Source organism: Microbacterium proteolyticum (assembly GCF_014192415.1).
GTDB classification, from domain to species: domain Bacteria; phylum Actinomycetota; class Actinomycetes; order Actinomycetales; family Microbacteriaceae; genus Microbacterium; species Microbacterium proteolyticum.
The window spans coordinates 978,274-994,555 of sequence record NZ_JACHXY010000001.1 but is presented as its reverse complement, the minus strand read 5'-3'; the positions used below and the strand labels follow the sequence as shown (position 1 = coordinate 994,555).

Annotated in this window: 14 protein-coding genes; 11 read left to right on the top strand and 3 right to left on the bottom strand. The window is 71.5% G+C overall.

All coding sequences use genetic code 11. The features are described from left to right. Positions 1–162 precede the first annotated feature (162 nt). From FHS07_RS04620 to FHS07_RS04610, 3 genes are read left to right on the top strand one after another with little or no spacing between them, the layout of a single operon-like run. Entirely contained in the window at positions 163–1,944 is a 1,782-nt protein-coding gene (locus FHS07_RS04620) for a TIGR03767 family metallophosphoesterase (RefSeq protein ID WP_183418681.1), read from the top strand. After that, on the top strand, positions 1,941–2,288 hold the full coding sequence (locus FHS07_RS04615) for a hypothetical protein (protein ID WP_183418680.1): 348 nt from the start codon (positions 1,941–1,943) through the stop codon (positions 2,286–2,288). The genes FHS07_RS04620 and FHS07_RS04615 overlap by 4 nt, the downstream gene beginning before the upstream one ends. Then, positions 2,285–2,893, top strand: a complete 609-nt coding sequence (locus FHS07_RS04610; RefSeq protein ID WP_183418679.1) for a hypothetical protein — start codon at positions 2,285–2,287, stop codon at positions 2,891–2,893. Before FHS07_RS04615 ends, FHS07_RS04610 begins: the two co-directional genes overlap by 4 nt. On the opposite strand, the gene FHS07_RS04605 is transcribed toward FHS07_RS04610, so the two are convergent. Both FHS07_RS04605 and FHS07_RS04600 read right to left on the bottom strand, forming a co-directional pair. After that, the gene (locus FHS07_RS04605) at positions 2,868–3,890 is read right to left on the bottom strand and encodes a pirin family protein (RefSeq protein ID WP_183418678.1); all 1,023 of its coding nucleotides are present in this window, start codon (positions 3,888–3,890) and stop codon (positions 2,868–2,870) included. The genes FHS07_RS04610 and FHS07_RS04605 overlap by 26 nt on opposite strands. Beyond that, positions 3,887–4,225: a GNAT family N-acetyltransferase gene (locus tag FHS07_RS04600; protein WP_183418677.1), complete on the bottom strand. Its 339-nt coding sequence runs from the start codon at positions 4,223–4,225 to the stop codon at positions 3,887–3,889. The genes FHS07_RS04605 and FHS07_RS04600 overlap by 4 nt, the downstream gene beginning before the upstream one ends. Before the next feature lie 380 nt (positions 4,226–4,605). Between FHS07_RS04600 and FHS07_RS04595 the strand changes: the two genes are divergently transcribed. Genes FHS07_RS04595 through FHS07_RS04570 form a run of 6 tightly spaced genes read left to right on the top strand, consistent with a single transcriptional unit; the run spans position 4,606 to position 10,890 of the window. After that, entirely contained in the window at positions 4,606–6,867 is a 2,262-nt protein-coding gene (locus FHS07_RS04595) for a carbon starvation CstA family protein (protein ID WP_183418676.1), read from the top strand. Positions 6,868–6,887: 20 nt separating this feature from the next. Next, positions 6,888–7,115: a YbdD/YjiX family protein gene (locus FHS07_RS04590; protein ID WP_183418675.1), complete on the top strand. Its 228-nt coding sequence runs from the start codon at positions 6,888–6,890 to the stop codon at positions 7,113–7,115. A 13-nt stretch (positions 7,116–7,128) separates the two neighbouring features. After that, entirely contained in the window at positions 7,129–8,301 is a 1,173-nt protein-coding gene (locus FHS07_RS04585) for a sensor histidine kinase (RefSeq protein WP_183418674.1), read from the top strand. Further along, positions 8,298–9,002 carry a LytR/AlgR family response regulator transcription factor gene (locus FHS07_RS04580; protein ID WP_183418673.1) on the top strand — a complete coding sequence of 235 codons (705 nt, stop codon included), beginning with the start codon at positions 8,298–8,300 and terminating at the stop codon, positions 9,000–9,002. Before FHS07_RS04585 ends, FHS07_RS04580 begins: the two co-directional genes overlap by 4 nt. A 44-nt stretch (positions 9,003–9,046) precedes the next feature. Further along, a complete protein-coding gene (locus tag FHS07_RS04575; RefSeq protein WP_183418672.1) occupies positions 9,047–9,439 on the top strand; it encodes a heavy metal transporter in 393 nt (130 codons plus the stop codon). Then, positions 9,436–10,890 carry a sodium:solute symporter family transporter gene (locus tag FHS07_RS04570; protein WP_183418671.1) on the top strand — a complete coding sequence of 485 codons (1,455 nt, stop codon included), beginning with the start codon at positions 9,436–9,438 and terminating at the stop codon, positions 10,888–10,890. The genes FHS07_RS04575 and FHS07_RS04570 overlap by 4 nt, the downstream gene beginning before the upstream one ends. A gap of 117 nt (positions 10,891–11,007) precedes the next feature. Here FHS07_RS04570 and FHS07_RS04565 read toward each other — a convergent pair whose 3' ends face one another. Beyond that, positions 11,008–11,523, bottom strand: coding sequence for a CGNR zinc finger domain-containing protein (locus tag FHS07_RS04565; RefSeq protein ID WP_183418670.1), 516 nt, complete (start codon positions 11,521–11,523; stop codon positions 11,008–11,010). Between the two features lie 329 nt (positions 11,524–11,852). Here FHS07_RS04565 and recQ point away from each other — a divergent pair, with 329 nt between their 5' ends. Together recQ and FHS07_RS04555 are read left to right on the top strand one after the other, a co-directional pair. Further along, on the top strand, positions 11,853–13,892 hold the full coding sequence (recQ, locus tag FHS07_RS04560; protein ID WP_183418669.1) for a DNA helicase RecQ: 2,040 nt from the start codon (positions 11,853–11,855) through the stop codon (positions 13,890–13,892). Positions 13,893–14,131: 239 nt separating this feature from the next. Continuing rightward, positions 14,132–16,234 (top strand): acyl-CoA dehydrogenase family protein, encoded by a 2,103-nt coding sequence (locus FHS07_RS04555; RefSeq protein WP_183418668.1) that lies wholly within the window; start codon positions 14,132–14,134, stop codon positions 16,232–16,234. The last annotated feature ends 48 nt before the right edge of the window (positions 16,235–16,282 follow it).

The following is a 16,282-nucleotide window of genomic DNA, read 5'->3' as shown; positions in this document are numbered from 1 at the left end:
CCGCAGTGCTGTGCGGGGGAGACGGTGCACGGCACCCGGACGACCTTCGTCCGCGTCGGCTCCTCGTGTTCCGCCGGACCCGCGACCGGTGCCGCGGACATCGACGCGACGACCCGCCGGGCGCTAGATTCGTCTCACTTCTCCGCCCGAACGGATGATCACGTGACCGGTCTGTCCCGCCGCCAGTTCTTGCACGCCGCCGTCGCCGCCGCCGCCTCGACGGGGCTGAGCCTCGACGTGCTCGCGCCCGAGCTGGCCCGCGCCGCAACGCCGGCGCAGGACGCCCCCACGACACTGCTCCAGACGATTCGCCAGGGATCGATCCTCTCGGGGAGGTATCGTGCCCTGACCACCGGTCCGGGCGAGCCGTACGTGCCGCGCCTCGACGTGCTGAGGCGGTCACCGGCGGCCGGGCGCACCGCCTCGCGCCGGTCGCTGCTGTACCTCGGGCACCTCTCCGACCTCCACGTCATCGAGGCGCAGTCTCCCGGCCGCATCGAACCGATGATCGTGCAGGACCACTCCGCGTGGGGTTCGGCCTTCCACCCCCAGGATCCGCTCAGCCCGCACGCGACCGCAGCGATGGTGCAGGCCTTCTCCGACGCTCGCTACAGTCCGCTCACGGGAGCGCCGATGAGCGCGGCGATCGTCACGGGCGACAGCGCCGACATGCATTCGCACCTCGAGCTGCGCTGGTACATCGACCTCATGGACGGCCTTCCGGTCGATCCCGCCACCGGCGGCGCCGAGTGGCAGGGCGTGCAGGCGTGGAGCGAAGCGACGTGGGCGTACCGCCCCGGCGACCCCCGCGGCGGAGCCTTCGGCGACTACGGCTTCCCGCGGCTGCCCGACTTGCTCGCGCAGGCGATCGACGCGAAGGTCGAGTCGGTCGGTCTCCCCGCGCCCTGGTATGCGGTGTACGGCAACCACGACACGCTGTTGCTCGGAACGTTCGACATCAGCCCGCAGCTGCGCTCCCTCGCGGTCGGCGCGCGGAAGTCGTACACCCTGGATGCCACGGCGAGCACGGCGCTGGAGGGGTGGGCTGCGAGCACGAGCGTCCTCTCGCAGGCGCTGGCGGCCCTGGGGCTGGCATCCGGGGGGCCGGGCTTCCGGGACGTCGCCGCCAATCCCGACCGGTATCTGTTCGCGCAGCGCGAGTTCATGGCGGAGCATTTCCGCACCGAGTCGACCCCCGGCCCGGTCGGTCACGGGTTCACCGCTCACAACCTCGCCTCGGGCGAGACGTGGTGGCAGGCCGACCTCAGCCCGCGGGTGCGCGCGTTCGGGCTCGACACGTGCAATGCCGTGGCCGGACCCGACGGTGCGGTGCCCGAGTCGCAGATGCGGTGGCTGCGCGCCCAGCTCGAGATCGCGCAGCGCGACCAGGTGCTGGCACTGATCTTCAGCCACCACAACAGCCTCACGCTCGAGAACCGCGCGAGCCGGCCCGGTGCCGACGAGAAGCTCTACGGCGCCGAGGAGTTCGTGGCGATGCTGCTGGAGTTCCCGGTGGTCGTCGGGTGGCTCAACGGCCATACGCACCTCAATCAGATCCTCGCCCACACCCGCGCCACAGGCGGCTTCTGGGAGATCACGACGGCATCGTGCATCGACTTCCCGCAGCAGCAGCAAGTCGTCGAACTCGTCGACAACCGCGACGGCACGCTCTCGCTGTTCACCACCGTGCTCGACCACGCTTCACCCGCCGTCCCCGGCTCCTCGGGTTCGGTCGCCGACCTCGCGAGCCGCAGCCGTGAGCTCGCCGCCAACGACTGGGCCGAGACCCCGCTCATGCGACGCGGCTCTCCGCTCGATCGCAACACCGAGTTGCTGCTGCCCGCGCCGTTCGATCTCGGGGTCATCACCGACCTGCAGCTCGAGGCCCAGCACGTCGCCGAGCGCGCGCGGATCCTCGCCTACGAGAAGGAGCGGGGGCTGTGAGGCGCCCCCTCGCCGTGCTCCCCCTCGTGGCCGTGCTCGCCGCGGCCGGGTGCTCGCAGGTGGCCGCGATCGCCCCGGTCGGCGGCAATCACCTCGCCGAGGTGCGCTTCGCCACGATCGACGTGCTCCACCAGAAGGGCGTCGACCTCGAGCAGGCGCCCACGTGCACACGCGCGCCCGACGGGGCGATCTCGTGCGCCGGGACGACGACCGCCGGTGACGCCATCGCCGCCACGTCGCCGTCTTCCGACCCCGACAGCTTCACGATCACTGTCGGCTCCGACACGGCGTTCACCGGCAGTGTCAGCGCCGTGATCGATCAGGCCGCGGGGGTCACGCCGTGAAGCGCGCAGCCCTGGTCGGAGCGGTCGTCCTGGCGAACGCGATGGTGCAGGCGCTGTGCGTCGCGCCCGGCGTGACACCCGCGGCATCCCCCGCGTTCCTCGGTCTGCTCGCGGCGTCGGTGGTGGCGCTCGTGGCCGCGGCCACCGCGCTGATCGCGCTCGTCGGCACCATCGGTGGGCGCCGCCCGCGCGTGCTCCGCGCGCTCGCCGCGGTCGTCGTCTCGATCGTCGTGGTGGGTGCTCTGGCGATCGTGTCGCCCGCCACCCTCGTCCCCGCACTGCTCGTCGCGCTCGTGTCGGCCTCGCCGGCGGGGAACGCGCAGGCCACGCCCCTCAGCGGACCGCGCGCGTTCACGCGGCATCCGACGCGTGCCGTACTGCTCGCGGTGCTGACAGTGCTCGCTCTGGTCGTGCTGTCGACCGCCGCCGTTCTCTTCGGCTTCTTCGTCACGGGCTGGACCGGCGCGCTCGCGACGTGGGCATTCGGGGGAGCGATCGCGGCCGTGCTCGTGCACGCGTGGGCACGACTCGCGGCGCGCCCACGCGGGTCGCGCCGCGGCACATCTCAGGACGAGCGGATCAGGCCCGTCGCCGTCGCGCGGTGAGCCGCACCGCCGGCAGCGGCGGCGCCGGGATGCGCTCGGGACCGTGATCGACGACGGAGCCGAAGCGGGCGCTGCGCGCCTCCCACGCCTCTCGGGCCTCGACGATCTCGTCGTGCGAGCGACCGACGAAGTTCCACCACATCACGATGTCGGCTTCGAACGGCTCGCCGCCCAGCAGGAACACGCGTGCGCCCTCGTCGCTGCGAAGTTCGAGGTGGTCTCGGCCCTTGCCGAGGTAGAGCAGACGCGTGTGGTCGACGGATGCCGTCGTGCCCGGCTCCTTCGCCGGTGAGGGGCGGCGCGCGGCGTCGGCGTCCGTGACATCCATTCCGGTCACGGTCTCGGCGGTGCCGACCATGCCGTAGACGGCATACTCCCACTCGGGACGGAGCGGCACACGGGCGACGACGCCGGCCGGCAGACGCACCTCCGCGCCGACGATCGGCGTGTGGACCGTCGCGGGAGATTCCACCGCGCCCAGGGAACCCAGGACGACGACCGCGTCGGCGCCCTCGCCCAGATCGAGTACCGGCAGATCCTCGTGCCGCTCGAAGTCCGCGTCGCCGTGGCGCCGGGCTTCGGGCAGCGCGACCCACAGCTGCAGGGCGTCGAGCGGGATCGGCTGTTCGCCCACCGAGTACTCCGAGTGGGCGATCCCCGCACCGCTCGTCATGAGGTTGAGGGCGCCGGGGCGCACCACGACGTCGCTGCCCACGGCATCCCGATGCCGTACCTCGCCGACGATCGGCCAGGTCACCGTCTGCAGGCCGATGTGCGGGTGCGGTTCGACGCGCATGAGGGTGTCCTGCGGACCGAAGCGGTCGAGGAAGCACCAGGCGCCCACCATGGGCAGCGCCCGGTGCGGGAGGGTGCGGTGCACCTCCATGCCGCGCACGCCGCCGAGCGGCACCTCGCGCGCCTCCACCACGAGCGCCCGCGGCCCGTCGCAGTCGACCGGACCCTCGGATGCCGGGGGCGCGACGTCGAGTCGGGTCACGACGGTTCGCCGGGCCCCGCCGAATCGGCCGCGTCGGCGTCGTTCGGCCACTCGACGACCAGACCGGGCACGTCGTGCTCACGCAGGTAGTGCGCCACGAAGGGGCAGGAGGGGATGACGGTGCCGCCGCGACGCGCGAGGTCGCTCAGCGCTTCGCTCGCCAACGCCGTTCCGAGGCCGCGGCCCTTGAACGCCGGGTCGATCTCCGTGTGGGGGAGGTTGAGGCGGTCCTCGCCCGCGGGGCGGAACGCGAGGAACCCGCCGAGTTCGTCACCCACGTGGATCTCGTAGCGGCGCTCGTCCTCGTTGCGGGTCACGGTCAGTTCATCGGCCATCGGCGTCTCCTGTCGTCGGTGTCCACAGCAACGTACGTCGGGCGTGCGGTGTTCCGCACCCCCTCGACACCGCGGCATCCGTCGTTCTCCCACGAGGGTCGATTCCCGGGCAGGGCGGAACCCGCGGCGGAGGAGATCCCGCGGACGGAGGAGATCCCGCGGACGGAGGACCGATCGCGGCCCCGCAGTCCTCCCGCCCCGGCATCACCTCCCTGGACCACCCCGCCGGCGCCGCCTTGCCTCCGACCGGCGCCGCCCCGCACCCGCCGCTCGTCGCACCGTTCGCGCCGCTCACCGCACGAGGAGCGGATGCCGCTGGCCCGCCGCCGCGGCATCCGCCTAGCCTGCCCGAGTCCGCAGTGCCGCGAGCAGGAGACCCCATGAGCGCTTCCGTCGACGACGACATCGTCACAGATCCGAACCTTCCCCCCGTCGCCGTGGAGCCTGAGAAGCTCCGCAGCAGATGGACCCCCGCGAAGATCGCCCTCTGGATCGGCATCGCCCTGCTGGGCGGTCTCGGCTGGACGATGCTGGCGATCGTGCGCGGCGAGACGGTGAACGCGATCTGGTTCGTGTTCGCCGCCGTCTGCACCTACCTGATCGGCTATCGCTTCTACTCGAAGGTCATCGAGCGCTTCATCGCGCGACCCGACGACCGCCGTGCGACGCCGGCCGAGCGCAAGCAGGACGGCAAGGACTACGTCCCCACCGACCGCCGCGTCCTCTACGGCCACCACTTCGCCGCCATCGCTGGCGCCGGCCCCCTCGTCGGCCCCGTGCTCGCCGCGCAGATGGGCTACCTTCCGGGCACGATCTGGATCATCGTCGGCGTCATCCTCGCGGGTGCCGTGCAGGACTACCTCGTGCTGTTCTTCTCGATGCGCCGAGGCGGCCGCACGATCGGGCAGATGGCGCGCGACGAACTGGGCAGGATCGGTGGCACGGCGGCGATCCTCGCGAGCCTGCTCATCATGCTGATCATCGTCGCGATCCTCGCGCTCGTGGTGGTCAACGCCCTCGGCGAGAGCCCGTGGGGCGTGTTCAGCGTCTCGATGACGATCCCGATCGCGCTGTTCATGGGTCTGTACCTGCGCTTCATCCGCCCGGGCCGCATCACCGAGATCTCGATCATCGGGTTCGTGCTGCTGATCGCGGCGATCGTCGCCGGCGGGTGGGTCGCCTCGACCGAGTGGGGCTACGCAGCCTTCCACCTCGATCGCACCGTCATCGCGTGGGGCATCATCGTCTACGGCTTCGTCGCCGCGGTGCTGCCGGTCTGGCTGCTCCTCGCCCCGCGCGACTACCTCTCCACCTTCATGAAGGTCGGCGTGATCGTCATGCTCGCCGGAGCGATCGTGCTGGTGCGCCCCGAGATCTCGGTGCCCGCGTTCAGCGAGTTCGCCGGCGGCCAGACGGGCCCGGTGTTCAGCGGCCCGATCTTCCCCTTCCTGTTCGTCACGATCGCGTGCGGAGCGCTGAGCGGCTTCCATGCCCTCATCGCCTCGGGCACCACCCCGAAGCTGCTCGAGAAGGAGCGCCAGACGCGCTTCATCGGCTACGGCGGCATGCTCATGGAGTCGTTCGTGGCGATCATGGCGCTGGTCGCCGCGTTGTCGATCGACCGGGGCATCTACTTCGCGATGAACTCGTCGCCCGCGGCCACCCTCGGCACCGTCGAGGGCGCGGTGGCGTTCGTCAACGGACTGGGACTCGCGGGTGTGAACTTGACCCCCGACATGCTGACCTCCACCGCTGCGGCGGTCGGCGAGGAATCGATCGTCTCGCGCACCGGCGGCGCCCCGACCCTGGCGCTCGGTCTCGCGCACATCATGCAGCAAGCCCTCGGAGGGCAGGCCATGATGGCGTTCTGGTACCACTTCGCCATCATGTTCGAGGCCCTCTTCATCCTCACGGCGGTGGATGCCGGAACCCGCGTGGCCCGCTTCATGCTCCAGGACTCGATCGGCACCGTCATCCCGAAGTTCAAGGACCTCTCGTGGCGCCCCGGCGCCTGGATCTGCACGGCGGTCATGGTCGCCGGCTGGGGCTCGATCCTCATCCTGGGTGTGACCGATCCGCTGGGCGGCATCAACACGTTCTTCCCGCTGTTCGGCATCGCCAACCAGCTGCTCGCCGCGATCGCGCTCGCCGTGGTGCTGGCCATCGTCGCCAAGCGGGGCCGCTCGTACTTCCGGTGGTTGTGGATCGTTGCCGTGCCGTTGGCCTTCGCCGCGGTCGTGACCATCACGGCATCCATGTACAAGATCTTCTCGCCGGTGCCGGCGGTGGGGTACTGGGCGAACCACTTCGCATTCCGCGGGGCGCTGGCCGAGGGGAAGACCGAGTTCGGCACCGCCCGGAGCGTCGCGGCGATGGAAGCCGTCGTCCGCAACACGTTCGTGCAGGGCGTGCTGTCGGTGATCTTCGTGACGCTGGCGATCATCGTCATCGTGATGGCCGTGATCGTGACGGTGAAGGCGCTGCGCAACGGCGGCGGTGAGAACCTCGAAGACGCCGTCGTGCCCTCGCGTCGCTTCGCCGCCGCGGGCTTCCTCGCCACCAAGGAGGAGCGCGAGATCGAGAAGCAGTGGGACGCCCTCCCGGCCGACCACCCCGACCGTCCGTCCGTCTCGTCCCACTGATCGCGACCACGATGACCGACATGGATGCCACGGCCCCCGGCCCCCTGCAACGCTTCGGCGCGCAAGTGGTGCGGGCGGGTCGTGGCATCCGCTGGTACGTCACGACCCTCATGGGCGACCGGGCGTACGACGTGTACGTCACGCACCTGCGCGCCCAGCATCCGGATGCGACCCCGCTGACCGAGCGGCAGTTCTGGCGGCAGCGCACGGCCGAGCAGGATCGCAATCCGGGCGCCCGCTGCTGCTGAGTAGGCTTCGACAATGCTCGATGCCCCGCTGCTCGCCGGTGCCGCGGGCGTCGTCGTGGGCGTGGCGATCACCCTCGTGCTGGTCTTCGCCCGTCGGTTCGCGCTCGCCCCGCGCGACCTCGGCAGCGACGCCGAACGGGCGACGCACCGCACCTTGCATGTGGCGGCGGCCGCGGCGGCGGCCCTTCGCGGAGGTCGAGACGAACCGGATGCCGCGCGCGCGGCGAAGCACCTTCGCGTCCTCCTCGCCGCCGACGCGGTGGCGATCGTCGAGTCGGCGGCCGACCGGGTCGCGGTCGACGGTCCCGGGTCGCTCGCCGGTCCCGCGCGACGCGTCGCTGCGCGGGTGTACGAGTCGGGGCGCCGTCAGGTGTTCACCGAGGCCGGCGAGGCCGCCGTGGGAGCGCCGATCGTCGTCGACGGTCGGGTGTGGGGCGCCGTCGTCGCCTTCGCCGCCGACGTCCGCGCGCCGCTCGTGCGGGCCACGGGCGATGTCGCCGACTGGTGTGCCGCGCAGATCGAGCTCGCGGGCCTTGACGCCTCCCGCGCGGCTCTCGCCGAGGCCGAGCTGAGGGCCCTCCGGGCGCAGATCAGCCCGCACTTCATCTACAACGCCCTCACCGCGATCGCGTCGTTCATCTCGACCGACCCGCCCCGCGCGCGCGACCTCGTTCTGGAGTTCGCGGATTTCACGCGCTACTCGTTCCGGCGGCAGGGGGAGTTCACCACGCTGTCGGAGGAGTTGCGCAGCATCCACTCCTACCTCGAACTGGAGCGGGCCCGCTTCGGTGACCGTCTGACCGTGCGGCTCCGCATCGCGCCCGAGACGCTCGCGACCGTCATCCCGTTCCTGTCGGTGCAGCCGCTCGTCGAGAACGCCGTCCGTCACGGGCTGGAGCGCCGCGAACACGGCGGCGTGCTCACGGTGACCTCGATCGACGACGGCACGCACACCGAGGTGATCGTCGACGATGACGGCGTGGGGATGGATCCCGACGAGCTCGCGACCCTGCTCGACCTGGATGCGCCGTCGTCGCACGTGGGCCTGCGCAACGTCGACGCGCGGCTCCGGCAGCTGTACGGGCCGGGGGGCGGGCTCGTCGTCGAGACGAACGTCGGCTCGGGCACCTCGGTGCACCTTCGCGTGCCCAAGTCCCAACCCCGGCACGAGACGGCCCGCACATGAGCGTCGCGGTGCTCGTGGCCGATGACGAAGCGCCCGCGCGTCACGAACTCGCGGCGCTGCTCGCGGCCGATCCCCGGGTGTCGATCGTGCACACCGCGAGCGGCGGTGCCGAGGCGCTGCGGGTGCTGGAGCGGGGCGAGGTGGCGGTGGCGTTCCTCGACATCCACATGCCCGGGATCACGGGGTTCGACCTCGCGCGGGCGCTCGCGGGCCTGCGCACGCGTCCGCCCGTCGTGTTCGTGACCGCCGACGACTCGGGCGCCGTACACGCCTTCGATCTGGAGGCCGTCGACTACGTGCTCAAGCCGGTGCGGGCCGAACGTCTGTACCGAGCGCTCGGCCGGGCTCTCGCCGCCGAGGCGGGTGTCGACGCGGTCGACGACGAGACGATCCCGGTCACGGTCGGTACGTCCACGCGTCTCGTGCGCCGCGCGGACGTGCGCTGGGTGCAGGCGAACGGCGATTACTCGCGGCTGTACACCGCGGCATCCGATCACCTCGTGCGTGTTCCGTTGTCGGAACTGGCCGAGCGATGGGCGGGCGCCGGTTTCGTGCGCGTCCACCGTTCGTACCTCGTGAACCGCGATGCGGTCACCGAGGTGCGCCTGACCGGGTCGGCGCCCACGGTCGCGCTCGCCGAGATCGAGCTGCCGGTCAGCCGTCGCCTCGTACCGACCGTGCGGGACGCTCTGCTGCGCTGACGCCCCATCGACCGCCGGGGCGGTGGATGCCACGATGGGATGCCATGACTCCCGAGCCGCGCCCCCTCCCGCGCGTGCGGGTCACGGCATCCACCGCGGGTCGGGTGTCGCGGCCCGTGACGCGTGGCGTCGCGCTGCCCGGCCGGGTGGCGGACGAAGCCGAGGAGGTGTTCTCGCGCGGGCTGGTGCGCGCGCAGCTGCGTCTCGCGCTCGGCTGCGTCGCGGCCTTCGTCGTCGTGGCCGCAGCCCTCGCCGGCGTGATCGCGGCGCTGCCGACCCTCGGCGATCCGGTGGTGTGGTCGGTGCCGCTGTCGTGGCTGCTGCACGCCTACGGGTTCTACCCGCTGATCCTCGTGTTCGCCCTCATCTACGCCCGGGCCGCCGCCCGCAACGAGCGCCGGTATCGGCAGCTCGCCGAGCCCGAGGATCCCGCGTGAACCCGGTGTTCGACCTTGCCGCGGTGGGGCTGCTCGTGGTGACGACCGCGGTGCTCGGGTTCGCCGGCATCCGTTCGTCTCGGACGCGAAGCGACTTCTTCGTGGCATCCCGGAGCGTCGGAAGCGTCTGGAACGCCTCGGCAATCAGCGGGGAGTACCTGTCGGCCGGTACCTTCCTGGGGCTCGCGGGGCTCGTGCTGCTGTCGGGGGCGGAGGGCTTCTGGTTCCCCATCGGCTACGCCGCGGGCTACCTGCTGGTGCTGCTGTTCGTGGCCGCCCCCCTCCGCCGGAGCGGGGCGTACACGATCCCCGACTTCGTCGAGGCGCGGTTGGAGTCGCGCGCGGTGCGTCGGGTGACCAGCGTGGTCGTTCTCGTGATCGGGTGGTTGTACATCGTGCCCCAGCTGCACGGGGCCTCGCTCGCCCTCGGTGTGGTCGCCGACGTGCCGCGCTGGGCGGGTGGCGTGCTCGTGGCGGTGCTCGTCGCGGGCATCGTCGCGGCGGGCGGCATGCGTGCCATCACGGCGGTGCAGGCGTTCCAGTACTGGCTGAAGCTCACCGCGCTGCTCGTACCGGCGGTGTTCCTGCTCGTGGCGCTGTCGGGCGGTGGCTCCGACATCGACGCCGCGCGCGTGTTCCCCGCCGAGAGCGGGCCGGGCGCGCTCGACGCCTACGCCACCGTCTCGCTGCTGCTGGCCCTGCTGCTGGGCACCATCGGCCTTCCGCACGTGCTCGTGCGGTTCTACACGAGCCCGAACGGGGCGTCAGCGCGGCGGACCACGGTGGTGGTCATCGTGCTCATCGGCGCGTTCTACGCGGTGTCGTCGACGATGGGACTGATCGCGCGCGTCGTCGCCCCCGACCTCGCGGTCTCCGGTGTCGCCGACACGGTCGTTCTCGCCCTCCCGTCGCGGGTGTTCCCGGGCCTGGTGGGGGAGCTGCTCACCTCGCTGCTGGTGGCGGGGGCCTTCGCCGCGTTCCTCGCGACGTCGTCGGGGATCGTCGTCTCGCTCGCCGGGGTCGTGAGTCAGGACCTCTTCGGCGGTGGGGTGCGCTCGTTCCGCCTCTCGGCCGTGTTGTGCACGGCGGTGCCCCTCGCCGTCGCGCTCCTGACCGAACCGGCGGGTCTCGTCGCGAGCGTCGGTCTGGTGTTCGTCTTCGCGGCGTCCACCCTGTCGCCGGTGCTGCTGTTGGGCGTGTGGTGGCCGCGGCTCACCGCGCGCGGCGCGGTCGCGGGCATGGTCGTGGGGGCGGTGTCGTGCGGCGCCGCGCTGCTGGCCGGTGGTGCGCTGCGCGGCATGGGCGGGTGGGCCGTGATCGTCACGCAGCCGGCGGCGTGGAGCATCCCGTTGACGACCGTCGTGATCGTCGGGGTGTCCCTGCTCGACCGCGGTGGAGCGCCCGCGCGCGTGGAGCGGTATCTGGCCCGGCTGCACACGCCGGACGCGTGAGGCGTGCGGGGTGGGCCCGGTCGCGAGAAACGCTGTTCGCGGGGAGAAACGCCTCGGCAACGCGTTTCTTCGGGCGGATGGCGTTTCTCGGCGTGCCGGGACGCCCGACCCGGCCCGTCAGCTGCGCGCGCGGTGCCGCCGGACGGCGGCGCGGTTCGCGCACCGCACCGAGCAGTACCGCTGCCGACCGTTGCGCGTGACGTCGACCACCACGTTCGCGCACGGTTCGGCGGCGCAGCGGCCGAGGCGGTCCATCCCGCGGGTGACCAGGTGCAGAGACGTGCCGACCGAGATGACGGCGGCGAGGACGCGCGGAAGGGCCTCGTCGCTGTCCCGGTAGTGCAGGTGCCATCCCTCGCCATCGTGATCGGTGAGGCGGGGATACGCCGTCACCCCGGCCATCTGCGCGTTCAGCAGGGCAGCGCGCTCGTCGGCGTCCGTCGCATCCACGACTCTCAGCCACTCGTCGATGACGCGCCTCGTCTGTGCGTGATCGTCGGATGCCACGGGGAACCGCATCGTCATCCCCCGCTCGATCGTGCGCGCTTCGATACCCGCGCGATCGGCGGGCCACTCGTTGGCGAGCGAGGCCGCGAGGAGGACGGCGTACTCGCCGTAAGGGTTGAGATGCACAACGGCATTACATCACGCTGGGGTCATGACCACCTCTCGACTGCTTTCCGCCGCCGCTCCCCCCTTCGTTCACGAACATGCGTGGGTCACCGAATCCGTGCACGCGACGAGCGAGGGACGCGTTCGCTACGTCCGCTGCACGGGGTGCGTCGCGCGGCGGGTCGATCTGGACCCGGTGAACCTCGCACCGGCATCCGCGCTCTCGCGGGAGATCGGCGAGCTCCGGCCGCGGCTCGGCGACCGTGATGACACCTCCTCCCCAGCCGGCTGATCAGCGCGATGGATGCCACGTCGAGGTCGGTGTCGGCGGCCGGGGTTACCGTGGAGGGGTGACTCATCCCGGCGCTGCACCCGAGCCGTACGCCGACGCGCCGCCCGAGCCGTACGACGTCCTCGACGATCCGTACGCCGGCGCCGACTGGGACCCCGACCAGTTCGCCCCGCCCGAAGACTTCGACGCCCCGCCGCCCCCCGTCGACCCGTCGTCGCCGTTCGCGCGCGCGGTCGTGGCCACCGGCACGGCGCGTGAACTCCCGGCGGTGCGCGACTTCACCGGCCGCGACCCCCGCGAGGTGCTCCACGAGGTCTACGGCTACGACGTGTTCCGCGGCGATCAGGCCGACATCGTCCAGCACGTCGTCGACGGCGGCGACGCGGTCGTGCTCATGCCCACCGGTGGCGGCAAGAGCGTCACCTATCAGGTGCCCGCGCTCGTGCGCCCGGGCACCGGCCTGGTCGTGAGCCCCCTGATCGCGCTCATGCACGACCAGGTCGAGGCGCTCATCGCCAACGGCGTTCGAGCGGGCTACCTGAACTCCACGCAGTCGCCTGCCGAGCGTCAGGCCGTCGAGCAGGCCTACCTCGCGGGCGAGCTCGACCTGCTCTACGTCGCGCCCGAGCGGCTGAACGGCGCCCAGACCCTCGCCTTCCTGGCGCGGGGGCGGCTCAGCGTCATCGCGATCGACGAGGCGCACTGCGTATCGCAGTGGGGCCACGACTTCCGCCCCGACTACCTGGCCCTCGGCGACCTCGCCGACCGTTTCCCCGGTGTTCCGCGCATGGCGCTCACGGCGACGGCCACCCCCGCGACCGCGCAAGAGATCGTAGAGCGTCTGCGCCTGCGCGACGCACGCGGCTTCGTCGCGAGCTTCGACCGCCCGAACATCCAGTACCGCATCGACGCGAAGGTCGACCCGCGGCGTCAGCTCGTGCAGTTCATCAAGAGTCAGCCCGAGGGATCCGCGGGCATCGTCTACGCGCTCAGCCGCAAGAGCGTCGAGCAGACGGCGGCGTATCTGTGCACGCAGGGCCTGGACGCCCTGCCGTACCACGCGGGCCTCGACGCCTCCGTGCGCGCGGCGAACCAGTCACGTTTCCTTCGCGACGACGGGGTGATCATGGTCGCCACCATCGCGTTCGGCATGGGTATCGACAAGCCCGACGTGCGCTTCGTCGCCCACATCGACCTGCCCAAGTCGGTCGAGGGCTACTACCAAGAGACCGGGCGCGCCGGCCGCGACGGCGACCCCTCGGTGGTGTGGATGGCGTACGGCCTCGGCGACGTCGTGCAGCAGCGCCGCATGATCGACCAGTCGCCCGGCGACCGCTCGTACAAGCTGCGCCTCGGTCAGCACCTCGACGCCATGCTCGCCCTGTGCGAGACGGTCGGATGCCGTCGACAGAACCTCCTCGACTACTTCGGGCAGCGTTCCGAGCCGTGCGGCAACTGCGACACCTGCCTCACCCCTCCTGACACATGGGACGGCCTCGTCGCCGCCCAGAAGCTGCTGTCGACGATCGTGCGGTTGCAGCGCGAGCGCGGGCAGGCCTTCGGCGCTGGCCACCTCATCGACATCCTCCGCGGAGCCAAGACCGAGCGCATCGCGCAGCAGGGTCACGACCGCCTCAGCACGTACGGGCTCGGGGCCGACCTGTCCGATCAGGACTGGCGCAGCGTCATCCGCCAGCTGCTCGCCCGGGGCATCGTCGTCGCGCAGGGCGACTACGGCACGCTCGCGCTCAGCGAGGCGTCGGCGCCGGTCCTCCGTGGTGAGGCTCCGGTGCCGCTCCGCCGTGACGTGCTCGGCCGCACGGGTTCGGGCGGCGGAGGGAGCCGTCAACGCAAATCCAGCGCCGACGACGTGGCCCCCGCCGACCGCGATCTGTTCGAGGCCCTTCGCGCCTGGCGCGCAGAGAAGGCCCGCGAGCAGGGCGTGCCGGCGTACATCGTCTTCGGCGACGCCACCCTGCGTGCCATCGCCGCGGCCCGTCCCGCGTCGGTCGGTGATCTCGACGGCATCACCGGCATCGGCGCGAAGAAGCGCGAGGCCTATGGCGACGGCATCTTGACGGTGGTCGCGGCGAGCTGACGTCTGCACGCGTCGCGGTCCCTTCGACGCGTCCCGCGACCCCGTCCGGCGGTGGCGGAGTCTGTCGAAGCCACCGGTGGCGGCTCTCTTCAGCGCACTCTCGGGAATGTTGACCATCCACAACGACCCCGCCGCTCGCCACCCGGCGTGCTTGTGGTGCATCCACACAATGATTGCCCGGTCGTTGTGGGACACCTACCGTGAATGGCATCCCTGAGCCCCGTCGAGAGGTGCCGACAATGACCGACGCCGCCGTCCGTCCCACCACGCCCGCCACGAGCACGCGTACGCCCGTCGGAGGTGCGCCCACCGCGGCGCACACCGCCGCCGAGGCCGCGGAAGCCCGCATCGATACCGAGCGGGTCACCGATCTGCTGCTCGGAACGTGGGCCGATACGCGCCGCGCGGCGCGCGAGATGATCAAGGACCCCGCGCTGTGGCGCGACGACAGCCTCGGCATGGACGCGCACCGCGAGCGCACCCTCAGCCAGCTGCACCTGCTCGTGCAGAACAAGGCCGTGCACCGGGCGTTCCCGAAGCGCTTCGGCGGCGAGGACGACAACGGTGCCAACATCGCCGGCTTCGAGGAGCTCGTCGCCGCCGACCCCAGCCTGCAGATCAAGTCGGGCGTCCAGTGGGGCCTCTTCGGCTCGGCGGTGCTGCAGCTGGGCACGGCCGAGCACCACGAGAAGTGGCTTCCCGGCATCATGAGCCTCGACATCCCCGGCGCGTTCGCCATGACCGAGACCGGTCACGGCTCCGACGTCTCGGCCATCGGCACGACCGCGACCTACGACCCCGCGACCGAGGAGTTCGTCATCCACACGCCCTTCCGCGGCGCGTGGAAGGACTACCTCGGCAACGCCGCCCTGCACGGCAAGGCGGCGACGGTGTTCGCCCAGCTGATCACCGACGGTGTCAACCACGGCGTGCACTGCTTCTACGTGCCGCTGCGCGACGACGACGGCCACTTCCTCCCCGGCATCGGTGGCGAAGACGACGGTCTCAAGGGCGGCCTGAACGGCATCGACAACGGCCGCCTCCACTTCGATCACGTGCGCGTCCCCCGAACCAACCTGCTGAACCGCTACGGCGACGTCGCCGCCGACGGCACGTACTCCAGCGACATCGCCAGCCCGGGACGCCGGTTCTTCACGATGCTCGGCACCCTCGTGCAGGGTCGGGTCTCGCTCGACGGCGCGGCCGCGTGGGCCTCGGCGATCGGCCTGATCATCGCCATCACCTACGGCAACCAGCGCCGCCAGTTCGACTCCGGCAGCGGCACCCCCGAGGTGACGCTGCTCGACTACGGCAAGCACCAGCGCCGCCTGCTGCCGCGCCTCGCGACGACCTACGCCGAGATCTTCGCCCACGACGAGTTCCTGCAGAAGTTCGACGGCGTCTTCAGCGGCGCCCTCGACACCGATGCCGACCGCGAAGACCTCGAGACCCTCGCCGCCGCCCTGAAGCCCCTGTCGACGTGGCACGCGCTCGACACGCTGCAGGAGGCGCGCGAGGCGTGCGGCGGACAGGGCTTCCTGTTCGAGAACCGCCTCGTCGGGCTCCGCGCCGACCTCGACATCTTCGTGACCTTCGAGGGCGACAACAACATCCTGCTCCAGCTCGTGGGCAAGCGCCTGCTGGCCGATTACGCCCGCCAGTTCAAGGGCAAGGATGCCAAGCAGCTCGCCGCCTTCGCCGTCGGCCAGACCGCGGGCAAGCTCTTCCACGGTGCCGGACTGCGTCAGCTCGGGCAGGCCGTCAGCGACTTCGGGTCCACCGCCCGTTCGGTCGAGAAGGGGCTGCGCGCCGAGCAGCAGCACGACCTGCTGGCCGGTCGCGTGCAGCAGATGATCGCCGACATCGCGGGGCGCCTGCGTCCGGCATCCCGGCTCTCGCGCGACGACGCCGCGGCCCTGTTCAACGAGAACCAGTCGGAGCTCATCGAAGCTGCTCGGGCCCACGGCGAACTGCTGCAGTGGGAGGCGTTCACCGATGCCATCAACCGCATCGACGACCCCGACACGCTCCGCGTGCTCACGTGGCTGCGTGACCTCTTCGGACTGCAGGTGATCGAGAAGCACCTCGCGTGGCATCTCATCAACGGGCGACTGTCGATGCAGCGCGGTTCCGCCGTCTCGAGCTACATCGACCGCCTCTGCGCGCGGCTCCGCCCGCACGCCCAGGACCTCGTGGATGCCTTCGGCTACGGCCCCGAGCACGTCCGGGCGTCCATCGCCTCGGGGGTGGAGGACGACCGCCAGAACGAGGCCGCCGCGTACTACGCCGAGCTCGCGGCATCCGGGAACGCGCCCGTGCCGGAGAAGAAGCCCGCGCGCTGATCCGCCGCCGCACGAAGCCCGCCCCGCGTCCTCTCGACGCGGGGCGGG